The 15239-nt window shown below is 68.4% G+C and carries 16 protein-coding genes; 11 read left to right on the plus strand and 5 right to left on the minus strand.

Annotated features, from left to right (window positions below):
- The first annotated feature begins 82 nt into the window (after positions 1-82).
- The 5 genes from trpC to NDI76_RS05070 all read left to right on the plus strand — a co-directional run bounded on the left by trpC (position 83) and on the right by NDI76_RS05070 (position 4064).
- Positions 83-916: an indole-3-glycerol phosphate synthase gene (trpC, locus tag NDI76_RS05050; protein WP_310922917.1), complete on the plus strand. Its 834-nt coding sequence runs from the start codon at positions 83-85 to the stop codon at positions 914-916.
- On the plus strand, positions 913-2160 hold the full coding sequence (gene trpB / locus NDI76_RS05055; RefSeq protein ID WP_310922918.1) for a tryptophan synthase subunit beta: 1248 nt from the start codon (positions 913-915) through the stop codon (positions 2158-2160). Before trpC ends, trpB begins: the two co-directional genes overlap by 4 nt.
- Position 2161: 1 nt before the next feature.
- Entirely contained in the window at positions 2162-3004 is an 843-nt protein-coding gene (gene trpA / locus NDI76_RS05060) for a tryptophan synthase subunit alpha (protein WP_310922919.1), read from the plus strand.
- Between the two features lie 37 nt (positions 3005-3041).
- Positions 3042-3836 (plus strand): 2-amino-3,7-dideoxy-D-threo-hept-6-ulosonate synthase, encoded by a 795-nt coding sequence (locus tag NDI76_RS05065; protein WP_310922920.1) that lies wholly within the window; start codon positions 3042-3044, stop codon positions 3834-3836.
- A gap of 102 nt (positions 3837-3938) precedes the next feature.
- Positions 3939-4064, plus strand: coding sequence for a hypothetical protein (locus tag NDI76_RS05070; protein WP_310922921.1), 126 nt, complete (start codon positions 3939-3941; stop codon positions 4062-4064).
- 85 nt (positions 4065-4149) lie between these two features.
- Here the strand turns inward: NDI76_RS05070 and NDI76_RS05075 are convergent, their stop codons facing one another.
- Positions 4150-4944, minus strand: coding sequence for a helix-turn-helix transcriptional regulator (locus tag NDI76_RS05075; RefSeq protein WP_310922922.1), 795 nt, complete (start codon positions 4942-4944; stop codon positions 4150-4152).
- 198 nt (positions 4945-5142) lie between these two features.
- On the opposite strand from NDI76_RS05075, the gene NDI76_RS05080 reads away from it, so the two are divergent.
- Both NDI76_RS05080 and NDI76_RS05085 read left to right on the plus strand, forming a co-directional pair.
- On the plus strand, positions 5143-6204 hold the full coding sequence (locus tag NDI76_RS05080; protein WP_310922923.1) for a DMT family transporter: 1062 nt from the start codon (positions 5143-5145) through the stop codon (positions 6202-6204).
- A 127-nt stretch (positions 6205-6331) separates the two neighbouring features.
- Entirely contained in the window at positions 6332-7522 is a 1191-nt protein-coding gene (locus NDI76_RS05085; protein ID WP_310922924.1) for a 3-dehydroquinate synthase II, read from the plus strand.
- An 85-nt stretch (positions 7523-7607) separates the two neighbouring features.
- Here the strand turns inward: NDI76_RS05085 and NDI76_RS05090 are convergent, their stop codons facing one another.
- Positions 7608-8066, minus strand: coding sequence for a DUF7575 domain-containing protein (locus NDI76_RS05090; RefSeq protein WP_310922925.1), 459 nt, complete (start codon positions 8064-8066; stop codon positions 7608-7610).
- 115 nt (positions 8067-8181) lie between these two features.
- A complete protein-coding gene (locus tag NDI76_RS05095) occupies positions 8182-9153 on the minus strand; it encodes a transcription initiation factor IIB (protein WP_310922926.1) in 972 nt (323 codons plus the stop codon).
- Between the two features lie 377 nt (positions 9154-9530).
- On the opposite strand from NDI76_RS05095, the gene NDI76_RS05100 reads away from it, so the two are divergent.
- The 3 genes from NDI76_RS05100 (at position 9531) to yjjX (ending at position 11996) form a co-directional block, all read left to right on the plus strand.
- A complete protein-coding gene (locus tag NDI76_RS05100; RefSeq protein WP_310922927.1) occupies positions 9531-10631 on the plus strand; it encodes a glycolaldehyde reductase in 1101 nt (366 codons plus the stop codon).
- A 78-nt stretch (positions 10632-10709) separates the two neighbouring features.
- A complete protein-coding gene (locus NDI76_RS05105; RefSeq protein ID WP_310922928.1) occupies positions 10710-11453 on the plus strand; it encodes a cobalamin-binding protein in 744 nt (247 codons plus the stop codon).
- Between the two features lie 36 nt (positions 11454-11489).
- Complete coding sequence (yjjX, locus tag NDI76_RS05110) at positions 11490-11996, plus strand: inosine/xanthosine triphosphatase (protein WP_310922929.1); 507 nt, start codon at positions 11490-11492, stop codon at positions 11994-11996.
- Between the two features lie 9 nt (positions 11997-12005).
- Here the strand turns inward: yjjX and NDI76_RS05115 are convergent, their stop codons facing one another.
- Entirely contained in the window at positions 12006-13838 is a 1833-nt protein-coding gene (locus NDI76_RS05115; RefSeq protein ID WP_310922930.1) for a flippase-like domain-containing protein, read from the minus strand.
- Positions 13839-14085: 247 nt separating this feature from the next.
- On the opposite strand from NDI76_RS05115, the gene NDI76_RS05120 reads away from it, so the two are divergent.
- The gene (locus tag NDI76_RS05120) at positions 14086-14334 is read left to right on the plus strand and encodes a DUF7123 family protein (RefSeq protein WP_310922931.1); all 249 of its coding nucleotides are present in this window, start codon (positions 14086-14088) and stop codon (positions 14332-14334) included.
- Positions 14335-14584: 250 nt separating this feature from the next.
- On the opposite strand, the gene NDI76_RS05125 is transcribed toward NDI76_RS05120, so the two are convergent.
- Entirely contained in the window at positions 14585-15211 is a 627-nt protein-coding gene (locus NDI76_RS05125) for a winged helix-turn-helix transcriptional regulator (protein ID WP_310922932.1), read from the minus strand.
- Between the last annotated feature and the right edge of the window lie 28 nt (positions 15212-15239).

Below are 15239 nucleotides of genomic sequence, written 5' to 3' on the forward strand. Positions count from 1 at the left end.
CTTCCCGATTCTCCCGGTCGCCCTTGAACGTTGACGACGACGCGCAAGCCTTATGTGCAGATGAGTACGTTAGTGTACACTGATGAACGCTAGTGAGGATTCGCTTGCAGCCGAGGTCCGCTCCATCCTCGACGCCGCGCGGGAGCGACCCGGCGGCGACGAACGGGTCTCGGTGGCGGCGCGGTCGTTCCCCGACGCCGTCGCGGAGACGGAGGCGGCGGGCCGGGTTCCGGTCGTCGCGGAGGTCAAACCCACCAGTCCGACGACTGACGGCGAACGGACCGACGACCCGGTCGAACTCGCGCGGGAGATGGTCGCCGGCGGCGCGACGGCGCTGTCCGTGCTGACCGAACCCGACCACTTCGGCGGGTCGACGGAGAACCTCGAACGCATCCGCGAGGCCGTCGACGTGCCGGTCCTGCGGAAGGATTTCGTGGTGAAGGAGTCGCAGTTGGACGCCGTCGAGGCCGACCTGGTGCTCCTCATCGCGCGCTTCGTGGGAGATGACCTCCCGGACCTCGTGACGGCGGCGCGCGAGCGAGGGTTCCAACCGCTCGTGGAGGTCCACGACCGGTCGGAACTCGAATCGGCCGTGGCGGCGGGCGCGGAGATTATCGGCGTGAACAACCGCGACCTCGGGAAACTCGAAGTGAGTCTCGAAACGTTCGAGTCGGTCGCGCCCCACGCTCCGGACGACGTGACGCTCCTGGCGGAGAGCGGCGTGAAAACGGTCGAGGACGCGAGACGGATGCGCGCGGCGGGCGCGGACGCCCTCCTCATCGGCACGGCCATCATGGACGGCGACGTGCGCGCGAACACCGAGCGGTTCGCGCGGGCGACGGACGCCGACGAGGATGCGAAGACGGACGCGAGTGCGGACGCGGAGAAGACGGAGACACCGGAGACGACAGAATGAGCGAAACCACCTTCGACGGCAAGTTCGGCGACTACGGCGGACAGTACGTTCCCGAGGCCCTCATGCCGGCCATCGAGGAACTGAACGACGCGTACCAGCGGTACGTGTTGGAGAACGAGGACGGCTTCATGGACGAGTTCCGGCGCCGCCTCCGCGACTTCGGCGGGCGGCCGACGCCCACTCAGCACGCGGAGCGACTCTCCGAGCGATACGGCTGCGAGGTGTACCTCAAGCGCGAGGACCTCCTCCACGGCGGCGCGCACAAACTCAACAACGCCCTCGGACAGGTCCTCCTGGCGAAGTACATGGGCAAAGAGCGCATCGTCGCCGAGACGGGCGCGGGTCAGCACGGCACCGCGACGGCGATGGCCGCCGCGCACCTCGACATGCCCTGCGAGGTGTACATGGGCGAACGCGACATCAACCGCCAGCGACCCAACGTCTTCCGGATGCGCCTGAACGGGTCGGAGGTGAACCCCGTCACCGTCGGCCGCGGCACCCTCAAAGAAGCCATCTCCGAGACGATGCGCGACTGGGCGACGAACGTCGAGAATACCCACTACGTCATCGGGTCGGTCGTCGGCCCGCACCCGTTCCCGGCGATGGTCCGCGACTTCCAGTCGGTCATCTCCGAGGAGGCGCGCGCGCAGATGCGCGAGAAGACGGACGGTCTGCCCGACGCGGTGCTGGCCTGCGCCGGCGGCGGGTCGAACACGATGGGCGCGTTCGCCGAGTTCGTGGACGACGAGGGCGTGGGTCTCTACGCCGTCGAGGCCGGCGGATCGTCGCTCGACGTGGACGAGGAGGCGGGCGTCGCGCCCAACTCCGCGTCGCTGTCGACGGGGTCGGAGGGCGTCCTCCACGGGGCGCGCACGAAACTGCTTCAGGACGGGGACGGCCAGATAATGGAGAGCCACAGCGTCTCCTCCGGATTGGACTACGCGGGCGTCGGCCCGGAACTCGCCCATCTCGTCGACGAGGGGCGCGTGACGGCCGTCAACGTCGACGACGACGCCGCCCTCACCGCCTTCCACCGCCTCTCGCAGTTGGAGGGGGTCATCCCGGCGCTGGAGACGGCGCACGCGTTCGCCTACTTGGAGGAACACGCCGACGAACTCGGCGAGACGGTGCTCGTGAACGTCTCCGGTCGCGGCGACAAGGACCTGGAGTCGGTCATCGAGGAGACGTCGAAGCGCGACATCGACATCGCGCCCGACATGGACGCGTTCGCGGGGGGGTTCTGAGATGGGCAACCCCGCACTTGACGCCGCCTTCGAGGGCGGCGCGGCGTTCGTCCCCTACCTCGCGGCGGGCGACCCCGACTTCGACTCTTCGGTCGAGTACGTCGAAGCGCTCGAACGCGGCGGCGCCGACGTCATCGAACTCGGCCTCCCCTTCTCGGAACCCATCGCCGAGGGGCCGACCATCCAGAATGCCGTCGTGCGGTCGCTCGAAGGCGGGATGACGCCCGACCGTTTCTTCGAGTTCGTCGAGGCCCTCGACGTCGACGTTCCCCTCGTCTGCATGACCTACTACAACCTCATCTACAGATACGGTGCGGAGGAGGGACCGCGGCCGTTCGTCGAGAAGGCCGCGGAGGTGGGTCTGTCGGGGTTCGTCGTCCCCGACCTCCCTGCAGAGGAGGCCGACCCCCTGCGCGAGGCGTGCGACGAGTTCGGCTTGGACCTCGTGTTCATCGTCGCGCCGACGACGACGGGCGACCGACTCGACCGTATCATGGACCGGGTGTCCGGCTACGTCTACGTGCAGGCGCGACTCGGCGTCACCGGCGCGCAGGACGACGTCTCCGGGCAGACCGCGTCGAGTCTCGACAGACTCTCAGAGTACGACGTGCCGAAGGCCGTCGGGTTCGGTATCAAGACCGGCGACCACGCCGAGCGAATCGTCGCGGGGGGCGCCGACGGCATCATCGTCGGGAGCGCCCTCGTCGACATCGTAGCGGAGGGGCACGAGAACGGCGACGACGTCGGAGCGGTGGCGTCCCGACTGGAGGAGAAAGCGCGGGAACTGAAACAGGGGGCGGAGCGCGGGTTCGCGCAACGTGCGCCCGAAGCGGAACGCACATAACGCCCTATTTGCTACACACTACCATACTGACCACACCATGGACGTAGGAATCACATCACGGCTCGAACGCATCTCGACAGGGGGACGATACCTCGTCGTCCCGATGGACCACGGAATCACGCTCGGCCCGGTGAAGGGACTCGTCGACCTCGAAACGACCGTCGACGCCATCACGCGCGGCGGGGCGGACGCCGTCCTCACGCAGAAGGGCGTCGCGCGGCGCGTCCACCCCAAGAAGAACGGCAAGGGCTTCATCGTCCACCTGAACGGGTCGACGGTCATCGGCCCCGAATCGAACGACAAACGCATCACGGGTTCGGTCGAGGAAGCCCTCCGCGCCGGCGCCGACGCCGTCTCCTTCCACATGAACGTCGGCAGCGAGTACGAACCCGACCAGATAACTCAACTGGGCGAACTCACCGAGAAGGCCCACCGCTTCGGCGTCCCCGTCCTCGCGATGAACTACGCGCGCGGCCGCGACACCGACCCGCACGACGCCGAGAACCTCGCGCACGCCGTCCGCCTCGCCGAGGAACTCGGCGCCGACGTGGTGAAGACGGCCTACAGCGGTAACCCGGACACCTTCGACCGCGTCTGCGAGGCGACGCGCCTCCCCGTCGTCATCGCGGGCGGCAGTCGCGGGACGGACCGACAGACCATCGAGATGGTCCGCGGGGCGATGGACGCCGGCGCGGCCGGCGTCTCGATGGGTCGCTCCATCTTCCAGCACGACGACCCCGAGTCCATCACGCGCGCGGTGAGTTCGGTCATCCACCGCGACGAGGACGCCGAGACGGCCCTCCACGAGGCGGGCTTGGAACTCGAAGCGTAATCGGACGCGGCCGGTCGCTCTTCTTCGCTCCGTCGTCGGAACGAATCGGCCCCGTAGCGGCGACACTGAAGAGAATCCCACTGCAAGTTAACATACTTCGGTGTGGAGGACATCCCCGGCGCGGGCCCGTCCCGGATACCCTCGGACCCCGGCGACGACTCGAACCTCCTCCTGGCGTTCGTTCCGGCCGTCGTCGTTCTCGTACTCGTCGGCGTCTTCGTCCTGTGACGTTCGGCGACGTTCGGGGTCGCCGCTCCGGCGCCCGTCCGCCGGTGCCGCGGCGCCCGTCGCGTTCCCGCCGTCTCCGTCCGACCTACTCCGTCAGTTTCTCCGCGTCCAGCGACGACGACTCCTCCCAGTACCGCTCGAACCGCGCTTCGGCCCACGCCAGCACCTCGGGGTCGTCCGAATCGATGGCCGCCCGGAGCAGGCCGTTCTCGTCGCGGAGGAAGAGGTGCGCCACGTCGTCGGTTATCGTCACCGCCAGCGGAATCTCCCCGTCGTACAGGCGCACCGCGGCGTCCTCGTGGTCGGTCAGTTCGTGGAGTCGGCGCCGAAGCGCGGAATCGTGCGCGAGGGCGTCCACCGCCGCCGGCGAGAACACCCCTCGGAACGTCTGTCCCTCCTCGACGGTCCGCCGGCGAATCACGTCGAGGCTCTGTTCGTTGAACGCGTACGAGAAGATGCGAACCGACTCGGCGCGTTCGAGCAGTTCCAACACTCGCTGGACCGGCGCGCCGGGGCGGGTCTGACTCGGCGTCGTGATGGTCGCATCCGAGAGGCGCCGGAGGTCGAACCCCATCTCCTCGGTGAGGAGCCACTGCACCACCTCGCGGAGTTTCTTCTCGGTTTCCAGCGTCTCCAGGAGGTCGGTGAACTCCGCGGCGACGAGTCGCCCCGTCGCCGTCGCCGCGTAGCCGTCGCCGTCGCGTTCGATCCAGTGCCGGTCGGTGAAATCACGCAGGATGCGTCCCAGCGTCGGCTGAGACGCCCCCGTGCGTTCGACGAGTTCGCGCCGCGTCTGCCGGCCCTCGCGCAACGCATCGAGCACCTGCACCCGGTTGGCCGACAGCGCCAGGAACTCTATCTCTTCGAGCGCGGTGTCCATCTACTCCCTCCTTGTCGCGCCCCCCACATAGCGCTTTTCGAGGGATGAAAGTTCGTCAAGGTTTGAAACCTCGTCGCGGCGGGACAGCGCGTCGCGGCGTGACAATTCTGCAGTTATCGAATCTATTTCTGAACAAGTATAAGCGTGAAACGCCACTACGTAGAATTACTTGATGACCTCCACACTCGCACGGAACGAATGCATCGGCACGAGACGGCCGACCCGGGGAGGACGGCGATAGTGGCCGCGTCGAAGTACCGACTCCTCGCGTTCTTCCTCGCGGCGAGCGTCTTCTTCGGCGGCACGTTCGTCGCCGCCACCGCCGGCGCGGCGTACTTTCCGCCCCTACTCTTCGTCTCGCTCCGGTTCGACATCGGGGCCGTCCTGCTGTTGGGCTACGCGGCGTACCGCTTCCCCCGCGAGCAGTGGCTCCCGCGGACGCGTTCGGACCTCGCGGGCATCCTCGCGGCGGGCGTGTTCGCCATCGGACTGACGAACGCCTTCATCTTCGTCGGCCAGACGTACGCCTCCAGCGGCGTCGGCTCCATCATCTACAGTCTCAACCCCATCCTGACGCCCGTCCTCGCGGCCTTTCTGCTCTCGGACGAACGGCTCTCGAAGGCGGGCGCCGTCGGGATGGCGCTCGGCTTCCTCGGCGTCGCCCTCGTCGTCGGCGTCAGCCCCTCGAACCTGCTCGGTGGCGCCCTCCTCGGGAAGGCGCTCCTCCTCGCCGCCGCCGTCTCCGGTGCGCTGGGCGCCGTGCTCATCCGCCGCGCGGACGCCTCGCTCCCGAGCACGGTCCGCACTGCGTGGGCGCTCCCCGTGGGTGCGCTGGTCTGCCACCTCTTGAGTCTGGGCGCCGGCGAGTCGTTCGCCGCCATCCAGTGGACGCCCGCCGCGTACGTCGCTCTCGGCTACGTGGGCGTCTTCTCGGGGGCGCTGGCGTTCATCGCCTACTTCGGCCTGCTCGACGAGGTGGGCGCCATCCGCGGCAACCTCGTCTTCTACGTCGTCCCCGTCGTGGCGACACTCGGGGGGTGGGCGTTCCTCGGCGAGACCATCTCCGCGACGACGCTCGCCGGGTTCGCCACCATCTTCCTCGGCTTCACGGTGCTGGGCCGCGACGCGATAGCGACCGAACTCTCGCGCCTCCGCGCCGCCCTCGCTCGGGAGGTGGCCGTCGACGTCGACGTGGCGGCGGACACCGACACGCTGTCGGCCGCCGTCCACGGCGACGTCCGCTGGAACGAACAGGACTGAGCGCTCTTCGCTTCTCTCCTCGCCTCTCTCCGTCTCGCCTCTTTTCGCCCTCCTTCCGTCGCCGCGCCGTCCGGCAAACCTCCGGAGAGTCGCCACGCTTTAACCCCGTCACCGAGTCTCTCCGACGATGACACGGAGCGTCTGGTTGAAGGCCGACGACAGCGTCGGCGACTGGGAGGCGCGGAAGCGACGGATAACGGCGGGTCTCGAAGCCGGCGTCGACTGGGTCCTCGTCGACGAGGCGGACGTCGGACGCGTCCAGTCGCTGGGCGAGGTCAACGTGGCCGCCTTCCGGACGGACGCCGACGCGAGCCTCATCGACGACGTCGACGAGGCGGAGAACCCCGACGCCGAGGCCGGGGCCGTCGCCGACGCCTACATCGTCGGTAAGGACGGCGAGGGCGACGGCACCATCGACCTACCGGGCGACTTCTCCGGGTCCGCTGACCTGACGACGCTCCGCCGCGCGGACAACCGCGCGAACGGCGCCTACGTCCGCATCCTCTCGAAGGAGTACGAGTCGTTCGCCGAGACGGCCGCCGAGGACGCCGACTACACCATCGTCGTCGGCGAGGACTGGACTATCATCCCCCTCGAGAACCTCATCGCCCGCATCGGCGAGGAGACGGACCTCATCGCGGGCGTCACGACGGCCGAAGAGGCGCGAACGGCGTTCGAGACGCTCGAACTCGGCGCCGACGGCGTCCTCCTCGACAGCGACGACCCCGACGAGATTCGCAAGACGACCGAGGCGCGCGACGCCGCCGAACGCGAGACGCTCGACCTCAGTTGGGCCGAGGTGACCGCCGTCGAGCGGACGGGGATGGCCGACCGCGTCTGCGTCGACACCGGCAACCTCCTCGAACACGACGAGGGGATGCTCGTCGGCAGCATGGGCCGCGGCCTCTTTTTCGTCCACGCGGAGACGGCCGAGTCGCCGTACGTCGCCTCCCGCCCGTTCCGCGTCAACGCCGGCGCCGTCCACGCCTACGTGCGCACCCCCGACGGCGGGACGAAGTACCTCTCCGAACTGAAGAGCGGCGACGAGGTGCAGGTCGTCGATAGCGAGGGTCACACCCGCGAGGCCATCGTCGGCCGCGTGAAAATAGAGAAGCGGCCGATGTTCCGCGTCGAGGCCGAACTGGAGGGCGACCGCGTGGAGACGCTCCTCCAGAACGCCGAGACCATCAAGGTGCGGACCCGCGAGGGCCGCAAGGCCGTCACGGACCTCGAAGCCGGCGACGAGATTCTCCTGTACTACGAGGACACCGCCCGGCACTTCGGCGAGGCCGTCGAAGAGAGCATCATCGAGAAGTAGCGTCGACGCAGGCGTCGCGCGACCACCGGTCGGTACGCGCGTTCACGAACTTCGCCCGCCTCTCTCCGTTCGTTTCCCGCCTCGACTACTCCCGCTCCGAGCGTCCGCTTTCGCCGTCCGGCGATGCGTCGACCGGCGTCGGGTCGGGGTCGACCGCCGGCCGGCGTTCGAGTTCCGTCGCGCACCACGGACAGAACCGAACCTCCGGGTCGAGTTCGCCGCCGCAGGCGGGACAGCGCGGTCCGGTCTCGTCCCGTGCGTCGCGGCCGGCGACGTAGTAGGCGTCGAACGTGCTGAGAAACAGCAGGACGAACAGCGGCCCCGTCACCTCGGAGGGAACCTGATCGAGCGTCGCGAACGTGACCGCCGTCGGGTCGGCGAACACCGACAGGAGAACCAGTCCCGCGCCGACGACGAAGGCGAACCACGAGGCGGCGCGTCGCCACTCGCGGAGGTAGACGTGGCCTGCGCCGGCGATACCGACGCTGGCACCCAGCACGCCCACGAACGCGGCCACCATCGCGCGGCGTCGTGTATCCGCCATCGTCCAGTCCCGAAGCGCCCCCCGTGCTTAACTGTCGGGTTTCGCCGTCGCTCTCCGGGCGAAGAAATCGAGAATCGGCTCGGTCGGTCGCCGTGCGTCGAACGCGGCGTCCGGATCAGGCGAGGCCGAGGCTCTCCTCGGCTTCGAGCAGTTCGTGATAGCGGTTGCGGATGGTGACCTCCGAGATGTCGGCCACCTCGCTGACGGCGGCCTGCGTCGTCTTCTCGTTCGTGAGGAGGGCGGCGGCGTAGACGGCCGCGGCGGCGAGGCCGACGGGCGATTTGCCCGAGTGGACGCCCTTCTCCTTGGCGTTCTGCAGCAGTTGGCGCGCGCGCATCTTCGCCTCGTCGGAGAGGCCGAGTTCGGAGCCGAACCGCGGGACGTACTGCTCGGGGTCGGCCGGTTTCACTTCGAGCGAAAGCTCCCGCGCGATGTAGCGGTACGTGCGGGCGACCTCGCTCTTCTCGACGCGGGAGACCTCCGAAATCTCGTCCAGCGAGCGCGGGACGCCGGCCATCCGAGCGGCCGCGTAGACGCAGGAGGTGGCGACGCCCTCGATAGAACGGCCCGGAAGCAGGTCGTCGTCCAGGGCGCGGCGGTAGATGACCGAGGCCGTCTCGCGGACGTTCTCGGGCAGGCCGAGCGCCGACGCCATGCGGTCGATTTCGCCGAGCGCCTGCTTGAGGTTGCGCTCCTTCGAGTCTCTCGTTCGGAAGCGCTCGTTCCACTTGCGCAGGCGCTGCATCTTCTGACGCTGGTTCGACGACAGCGAGTTACCGTACGCGTCGCGGTCGCGCCAGTCGATGTTGGTCGACAGTCCTTTGTCGTGCATCGTGTTCGTCGTCGGCGCGCCGACGCGGGACTTCTGGTCTTTCTCTTGGGAGTCGAACGCGCGCCACTCGGGCCCGCGGTCGACGGAGTCCTCGGTGATGACGAGACCGCAGTCGTCGCAGACCGTCTCGCCGTGTTCGTCGTCGACGACGACGTTACCGGCGCACTCGGGGCAGGTCAGTTCCTCTGCGGCGCTCTCGGATTCGGACTCCGTCTCGGATTCGTCCTCGTCCCGACGGCCCCACTTCTGTCCCATCGACCGCTTCGATCCGCTCTCGTTGGTATCCGCTCGTTCCTCTTTCGTTCTCGCGTTCTGGCGAGTGAAGGTACTCTTCTCACTCATGGATGTAGCGACGAATGCTCCAGAGCGCAGGCACGGCTGGCGAAAAGGCCCGGAGCGTTCCGTACATCACAGACAGAGTATCACTACATAAGACGTTCGGAATCGCTCGCGCGAACGCGGCGCACAGCCCCTCGAATCGTCGTCTGCGAAGGCGTATCTATCATGTTTATATACTCTCGCCGTCGAAACGACCGGAGAACCCGGCGTTCGTTCTCGTGGACTCCTCCCGAGTTCGACTGACGCACGACCTGCATGACAACGGCTATTGATTCGCCCGGGCTATTCGAACCATGGAGAAACTGTTCGCGTCTCCGGCGAAGTACGTACAGGGACGAGGCGTCGCGTCGCAGTTGGGCGACCACGCGAGTTCGCTCGGGGAGTCGGCGCTGCTGCTCGGCGACGAGACGGTTCTGGGTCTCGTCGAGGACTCGGTGACGGCGTCGCTCGAATCCGCCGGGTTCGAGACGCGCGCGGTGACGTTCGACGGCGAGGCGTCGCAGACGGAGATCGAACGGATCGTCGACGTCGCCGAAGCCGAAGGGTCGGACGTCGTCGTCGGGGCCGGCGGCGGCAAGGGAATCGACACGGCGAAAGCGGTCGCCGACGCCACCGGCGCCGCCACCGTCTCGATGCCGACCGTCGCGTCGACCGACGCCCCGACGAGCAGTCTCTCGGTCATCTACTCCGACCACGGCGAGTTCGAGGCCTATCGGTTCTACGACCGCCACCCCGACCTCGTCCTCGTCGACACCGAACTCATCGCCGCCGCGCCGACGCGGTTTTTCGTCTCCGGCATCGGCGACGCGTTGGCGACGTGGTACGAGGCGGACGCCGCCCGACGCGACACCGACGGCGAGAACTTCTTCGGCGGGCGACCGACGCGCGCGGGCACCGCGCTCGCCGAACTCTGCTACGAGACGCTGCAGGACCACGCCGCCTCGGCGGTCGAGGCGGTCGAACGCGACGCCGTCACCGAGAGCGTCGAGGCCGTCACCGAGGCCAACACCCTGCTAAGCGGACTCGGGTTCGAGAACGGCGGCATCGCCGCCGCCCACTCCATTCACAACGGTCTGACGCAACTCGAATCCACGCACGACGCCTCTCACGGCGAGAAGGTGAACGTCGGAACCATCTCGCAGTTGGTGCTCGAAGGCAAACCCGACGGACAGGTCGCGGAGACCATCCGGTTCACGAGCGAACTCGGTCTGCCCGTCACGCTCGCGGAAATCGGCGTCGACGACGTCGAAGCGGCCGACCTCGACGCGGTCGCCGAGGCCGCCTGCGCCGACGACGAGACGATTCACAACGAACCGTTCGCGGTCGAACCGGCGGCCGTCCGCGACGCGATTCTCACCGCGGACGCACTCGGCCACAAGCACGGCGCGAACTGAGCCGAACCGAACGGACCGCCGAAGTATCGAAGAGTCGCCGACGAACCGTTTTATCAGAGGACGACCCCATGGTCGCGTATGACCGACCGAATCGTCTCCCTGGCGCCGAGTGCGACAGCGACGCTCGACGCGATGGGCGCGGCGGACCGCCTCGTCGGCGTCACCGCCCACTGCGACGTCGACGTCGACGCGCCGGTCGTCGGCGGGTGGCTGAACCCCGACTACGACCGACTCGCGGAGTCGGACCCCGACCTCGTCTGCACCAGCGACGCCCTCCAGTCGGACGTCCGCGCGGAACTGCGGGACCGGGGATACGAGGTGTGCCACGTCGAACCCGCGCGACTGGCGGACGTGCTGGAGTCCTTCGAGACACTCGGCGCCGCCGTCGGCCGCCCGGACGCGGGGGAAGCGCTCGCCGCCGACTGCCGGGAGCGACTCGCGGCCGTCGAGGCGCGCACGCCCAACGAACCCGATTCCGCCCCCGTCGTCTACTGCGAGGAGTGGTCGGACCCGCCGATGGCCGCCGGTAACTGGGTGCCCGACGCCGTCGCCGCCGCGGGCGGGCGCTGTCCGTTCGTCGACGCCGGCGACCGCTCGCGCGAAGTCGACCGGGAGGCGGTCGAGCGCGCCGACCCGGACCACGTCGTCTTGCACCTCTGCGGCCGCGGCGACCGCGTCTCTCCCGAATCGTTCCGCGACCGCAGGTGGGACGTCGATGCAGCGGTGCACGTCCTCGACGACTCCCTCCTGAACCAGCCGAGTCCCCGACTCGTCGAGGGTATCGAGGCGCTCGCCGACCTGCTCCACCCACCGGGCGCGTAGCGACACGCCCAATGCGGTCGCCTCGTACCTCCGGGTATGCATGTTGCAGTCGGCAGCAGCAACCCGGTCAAGCGCGACGCGACCGTCCGCGTTTTCCCCGAGGCGACGGTCGCGGCCGAACCCGTCCCCTCCGGCGTCGGCGAGCAACCCACGGGCCACGCCGAGACCCGAACCGGCGCGGAGAACCGCGCGGAGGCGTGTCTCGACGCGGGCACGTACGACCTCGGCGTCGGTATCGAGGGCGGCGTCGCCCGCTTCGAGGGCCGCGAGGACCTGTTTCTCGTCATGTGGGCCGCGGTCACCGACGGCGACCGCTGGGGCCGCGGGGCGGGGCCGAGCCTCCGACTCCCGGACGAAATATCCGAGCGAGTCGCGGCGGGCGAGGAACTCGGCCCCGTGATGGACGACGTGCTGGGGACGAACGACGTGGCGAAAAAGCAAGGCGCAGCGGGCGCGTTCACCGGCGGGAAACTGTCGCGGACGGACGCGCTCGAATCGGCCGTCGTCGCCGCCGCCGCGCCGTTCCTCTGCGAGTTGTACTGACGCCGACGCTCAGTCCAGTTCGGCCGGCTCCGCCTCGCGGCTCTCGCGGACCTCTTTGCTCTCCTCGACGGCCGTCGTCAGCGAGACGTTCAGCCCGACCATCGAGGCGTAGCCACCGATGACCGTGACGATGTTCTTCACCGCGTGGTCGAGGACGGCCGCGCCGAGCGCCAACTCCGGCGAGATGCCGGTCAGGCCGATGACGAGGAGCGTGAACGCGCCCTCGTAGAGGCCGACGCCGCCCGGCGAGAGCGGCAGCACCTTCGCGAGGTTGCCGACGCTGACCGCGAAGAAACACACCGAGACGAACTCTATCGGCGCCAGACCGGGGTCGAACGCCGCGAGGACGAGCATCGCCGTCGCCACGTCGAGCATCCAGATGCCGAGGCTGGAGACGCCGATGCGGGCGAACCCGCGGCGCGTCCCGGCGACGGCCTGCAGGTCGTCCACGAAGCGTTGGACGATTTCGGCGACGAACTCCGCGTAGGAGTCCGAACTCGCCCGGTGGACGAGTCGGCCGGCGAGGTTGCCGTCCGACTGCGCGGAGGCGACGATGACCGCCACCGCGAGGATGGCTGCGAGGGCGACGCCGACGGCGACGAGGACGGCGACCTGTCCGGCCCCCTCCGCGCCGACGACGGTCTGCGCCAGTTCGGCGGTCTGTCCGGTGGCGGTGTAGCCCACGAGGACGACGCCCGCGAGCGCCGTGATGGTGAGCAGGTCGAAGACGCGCTCGGCCGCCAGCGAGGCGAAGCCCGAGGGGTACGGGATGCCGCGGCGGGCCTTCACGATGTACGCGCGGATGACGTCACCCAGTCGCGCCGGGAACACGAGGTTGCCGGTCTGGCTGATGAACACCGCGCCGGTCAGGAACGACGCCTTCTCTTTGAACCCCAACTCGGCGAGGATGTCGCGGTAGCGCACCCCGCGAACGGGCCACGAAACCAGGTACACGAGGGCCGCGACGGCGACGAGGACGGGGTCGGCGGCCTGCATCTGGTTGACGACGGCGCCGAAGCTGATGTACTGCGTCATCAACAGCAGCGCGAGAATCGTCAGAATCGCGCCAGCGGCCATCGCGACGCGTTGCGTCACGCGCGGTTTGACGGCGACCTGCCACCACGTCCGGACGATCTGACTGCCCATCCCGAACACGTCGCGGACGAGGTCGACTTTCGTGTCGCCCTTCGGCGTCCAGTCGACCGGGAACTCGTCGACGCGGTAGCCGGCGCGCTGAGCGCGGACGAGCATCTCCGTGTCCCAGAACCAGTGTTCGTCCTCCACCTGCGTCCGCAGGTCCTCGAACACCTCGCGGCTGAACGCCTTGAATCCGCACTGGTGGTCGCGGAGCGACGACCCGAGGAAGAGACGCACGAGGAGGTTGAACGCGCGACTCGGCACGCCCCGCTTGGCCGGGCGGTCGGCGACGCGTCCGGGCATCCAGCGTGACCCGGTGGCCACGTCGTACCGGCCGGACCGAACGCGGTCGACAAGTTCTTCGAGGTGGTTCATGTCCGTCGCGAGGTCGGTGTCGAAGTAGACGAGCACCTCCCCGTTCGCGGCGGCGAAGGCGTGTTCGAGCGCGCCGCCGCGCCCGAGTCGCTCGTCGCTGTGAAAGTGTCTCACTCGGTCGTCGTTGGCGGCCATCTGCTCGGCCAGTTCCGGCGTGCGGTCGTCGCAGCCGTCCTCGGCCACGATGACCTCGAACGAGTCTGCGGGAAGAAACGACGACAGCGTCCTGAGCGTCTCTCCCACCGTCTGCTCGATGGTGTCCTCCTCGTTGTAGGCGGGGAGAACGACGCTCACTTCTGTCACCGACTGCTCGGTGGTCGGGCGACCCATTGCCTCTCTATTCGGCCACGACCCCGTATGTAGTTTCTGGCTTCCGACGAGCGTGATCACCCGTCTCACCCCCGGTAGCGTCTCTCTACGGCGTGATACTCACGATTAGGTGGATGTTAGACGACCGTACCGCCGCGCCGCCGGTGACCGTCGACGTCGACCGCGTGTAGGGGCGAAATCGGGAGCCTGCGGTCTGTTAAGCTCCCGTACCAAACCCCTCATACCGGTCTCACCCCTTCGTAGAGGTATGAGCGCAACCGCGTCCACCGCCGACCCCGTCGCAAACCTCTCGGAGAAACAGCAGAGCATCCTCCAGTACCTCCGCACGAACGCCGCAGAGCAGACGTACTTCAAATCCCGCCTCATCGCCGAGGAACTGGGCCTCTCCGCGAAGGAAGTCGGCGCGAACATGCGCGCTATCATCGACGGCGAACACGACGTGACCATCGAGAAGTGGGGCTACTCCTCCGGAACGACGTGGAAAGTCACCGTCTGAACGGACGCTAGACGTCCGTACCACTCGGACGGTCGCCGCTCCGGGACCGACGCGGTTCAGCGCGGGTTCGGCGCGGACGGCCGCGCCGCCGGACCGTCGCCTCCGTCCCGGTCCCCGCGACCGCTCGGCTCTTCGACCGCGGTTCGCTCCGCTTGCCGTCGAGCGGTCGCTCTCTTTTTATCGTAGAATCGAACGAACGGCGAGCGGAGGCGCCGGACCGGGCGGCGGTTCGATTCGGACCCGCGCCCGCTCAGGGGTTGTAGCTGATGAAACTCGCGGCGTCGTCCGCCAGCGAGACGGCCGCCGGGTCGAACGAGTCGGCGTAGCGAACCAACAACGTGATGAGCGTCTCCGGTCGGACGACGGTGTAGCCGTTCTCGCGGGAGAGAAGTCCCGCCTCGTCGAGTTTCCGGGCATAGTTGCTCACCGTCGCGCGCGAGACGTCGAGTTCCGCGGCGAGCGCCGACCCGGTGGCGTCGGGGTTTCGGAGGAGGGCGACGAGCATCCCGCGCGGCGTGTCGCGGCGGAGATACCCCAGCGCCGTCTGCTCGAAGGGGGTGAACCGCTCGGCGGGGAAGAAGCGCTTGTAGTCGCCGTCGCGGCTGAACTCCACGACACCGTCGTCGACGAGGCGCCGCAGGTGATACTGAGTCTCGCCGGTTCCGAGCCGTAGGTCGTCGCGAACCTTCGAGAAATGCGCGCCCGGCGTCGAGGCGACGTAGCCGACGATGGCGTCGCGCGCGTCGCTACCCGACTCCGGGGTACCCTCTTCGTCGGACTCGGCCGCTCCGAGTCCAGCGAACGGCGTCGCCGCCCCGAGGGCCGCGAAGCGTCGGAGGGTCGCGCGTTTCTCTTCGTCTACGCCTCGGTTCGTCATCGGTTCTCGTCCTCAATACGACGGTTAG

The organism is Halogeometricum sp. S1BR25-6 (genome assembly GCF_031624495.1).
GTDB classification, from domain to species: domain Archaea; phylum Halobacteriota; class Halobacteria; order Halobacteriales; family Haloferacaceae; genus Halogeometricum; species Halogeometricum salsisoli.

Bases quoted from the DNA above. Each gene is read 5' to 3' on its own strand.
- trpC (WP_310922917.1), top strand. From the start codon at position 83: ATGAACGCTAGTGAGGATTCGCTTGCAGCCGAGGTCCGCTCCATCCTC.
- trpB (WP_310922918.1), top strand. From the start codon at position 913: ATGAGCGAAACCACCTTCGACGGCAAGTTCGGCGACTACGGCGGACAG.
- trpA (WP_310922919.1), top strand. From the start codon at position 2,162: ATGGGCAACCCCGCACTTGACGCCGCCTTCGAGGGCGGCGCGGCGTTC.
- NDI76_RS05065 (WP_310922920.1), top strand. From the start codon at position 3,042: ATGGACGTAGGAATCACATCACGGCTCGAACGCATCTCGACAGGGGGA.
- NDI76_RS05075 (WP_310922922.1), bottom strand. From the start codon at position 4,944: ATGGACACCGCGCTCGAAGAGATAGAGTTCCTGGCGCTGTCGGCCAAC.
- NDI76_RS05080 (WP_310922923.1), top strand. From the start codon at position 5,143: ATGCATCGGCACGAGACGGCCGACCCGGGGAGGACGGCGATAGTGGCC.
- NDI76_RS05085 (WP_310922924.1), top strand. From the start codon at position 6,332: ATGACACGGAGCGTCTGGTTGAAGGCCGACGACAGCGTCGGCGACTGG.
- NDI76_RS05090 (WP_310922925.1), bottom strand. From the start codon at position 8,066: ATGGCGGATACACGACGCCGCGCGATGGTGGCCGCGTTCGTGGGCGTG.
- NDI76_RS05095 (WP_310922926.1), bottom strand. From the start codon at position 9,153: ATGGGACAGAAGTGGGGCCGTCGGGACGAGGACGAATCCGAGACGGAG.
- NDI76_RS05100 (WP_310922927.1), top strand. From the start codon at position 9,531: ATGGAGAAACTGTTCGCGTCTCCGGCGAAGTACGTACAGGGACGAGGC.
- NDI76_RS05105 (WP_310922928.1), top strand. From the start codon at position 10,710: ATGACCGACCGAATCGTCTCCCTGGCGCCGAGTGCGACAGCGACGCTC.
- yjjX (WP_310922929.1), top strand. From the start codon at position 11,490: ATGCATGTTGCAGTCGGCAGCAGCAACCCGGTCAAGCGCGACGCGACC.
- NDI76_RS05115 (WP_310922930.1), bottom strand. From the start codon at position 13,838: ATGGGTCGCCCGACCACCGAGCAGTCGGTGACAGAAGTGAGCGTCGTT.
- NDI76_RS05120 (WP_310922931.1), top strand. From the start codon at position 14,086: ATGAGCGCAACCGCGTCCACCGCCGACCCCGTCGCAAACCTCTCGGAG.
- NDI76_RS05125 (WP_310922932.1), bottom strand. From the start codon at position 15,211: ATGACGAACCGAGGCGTAGACGAAGAGAAACGCGCGACCCTCCGACGC.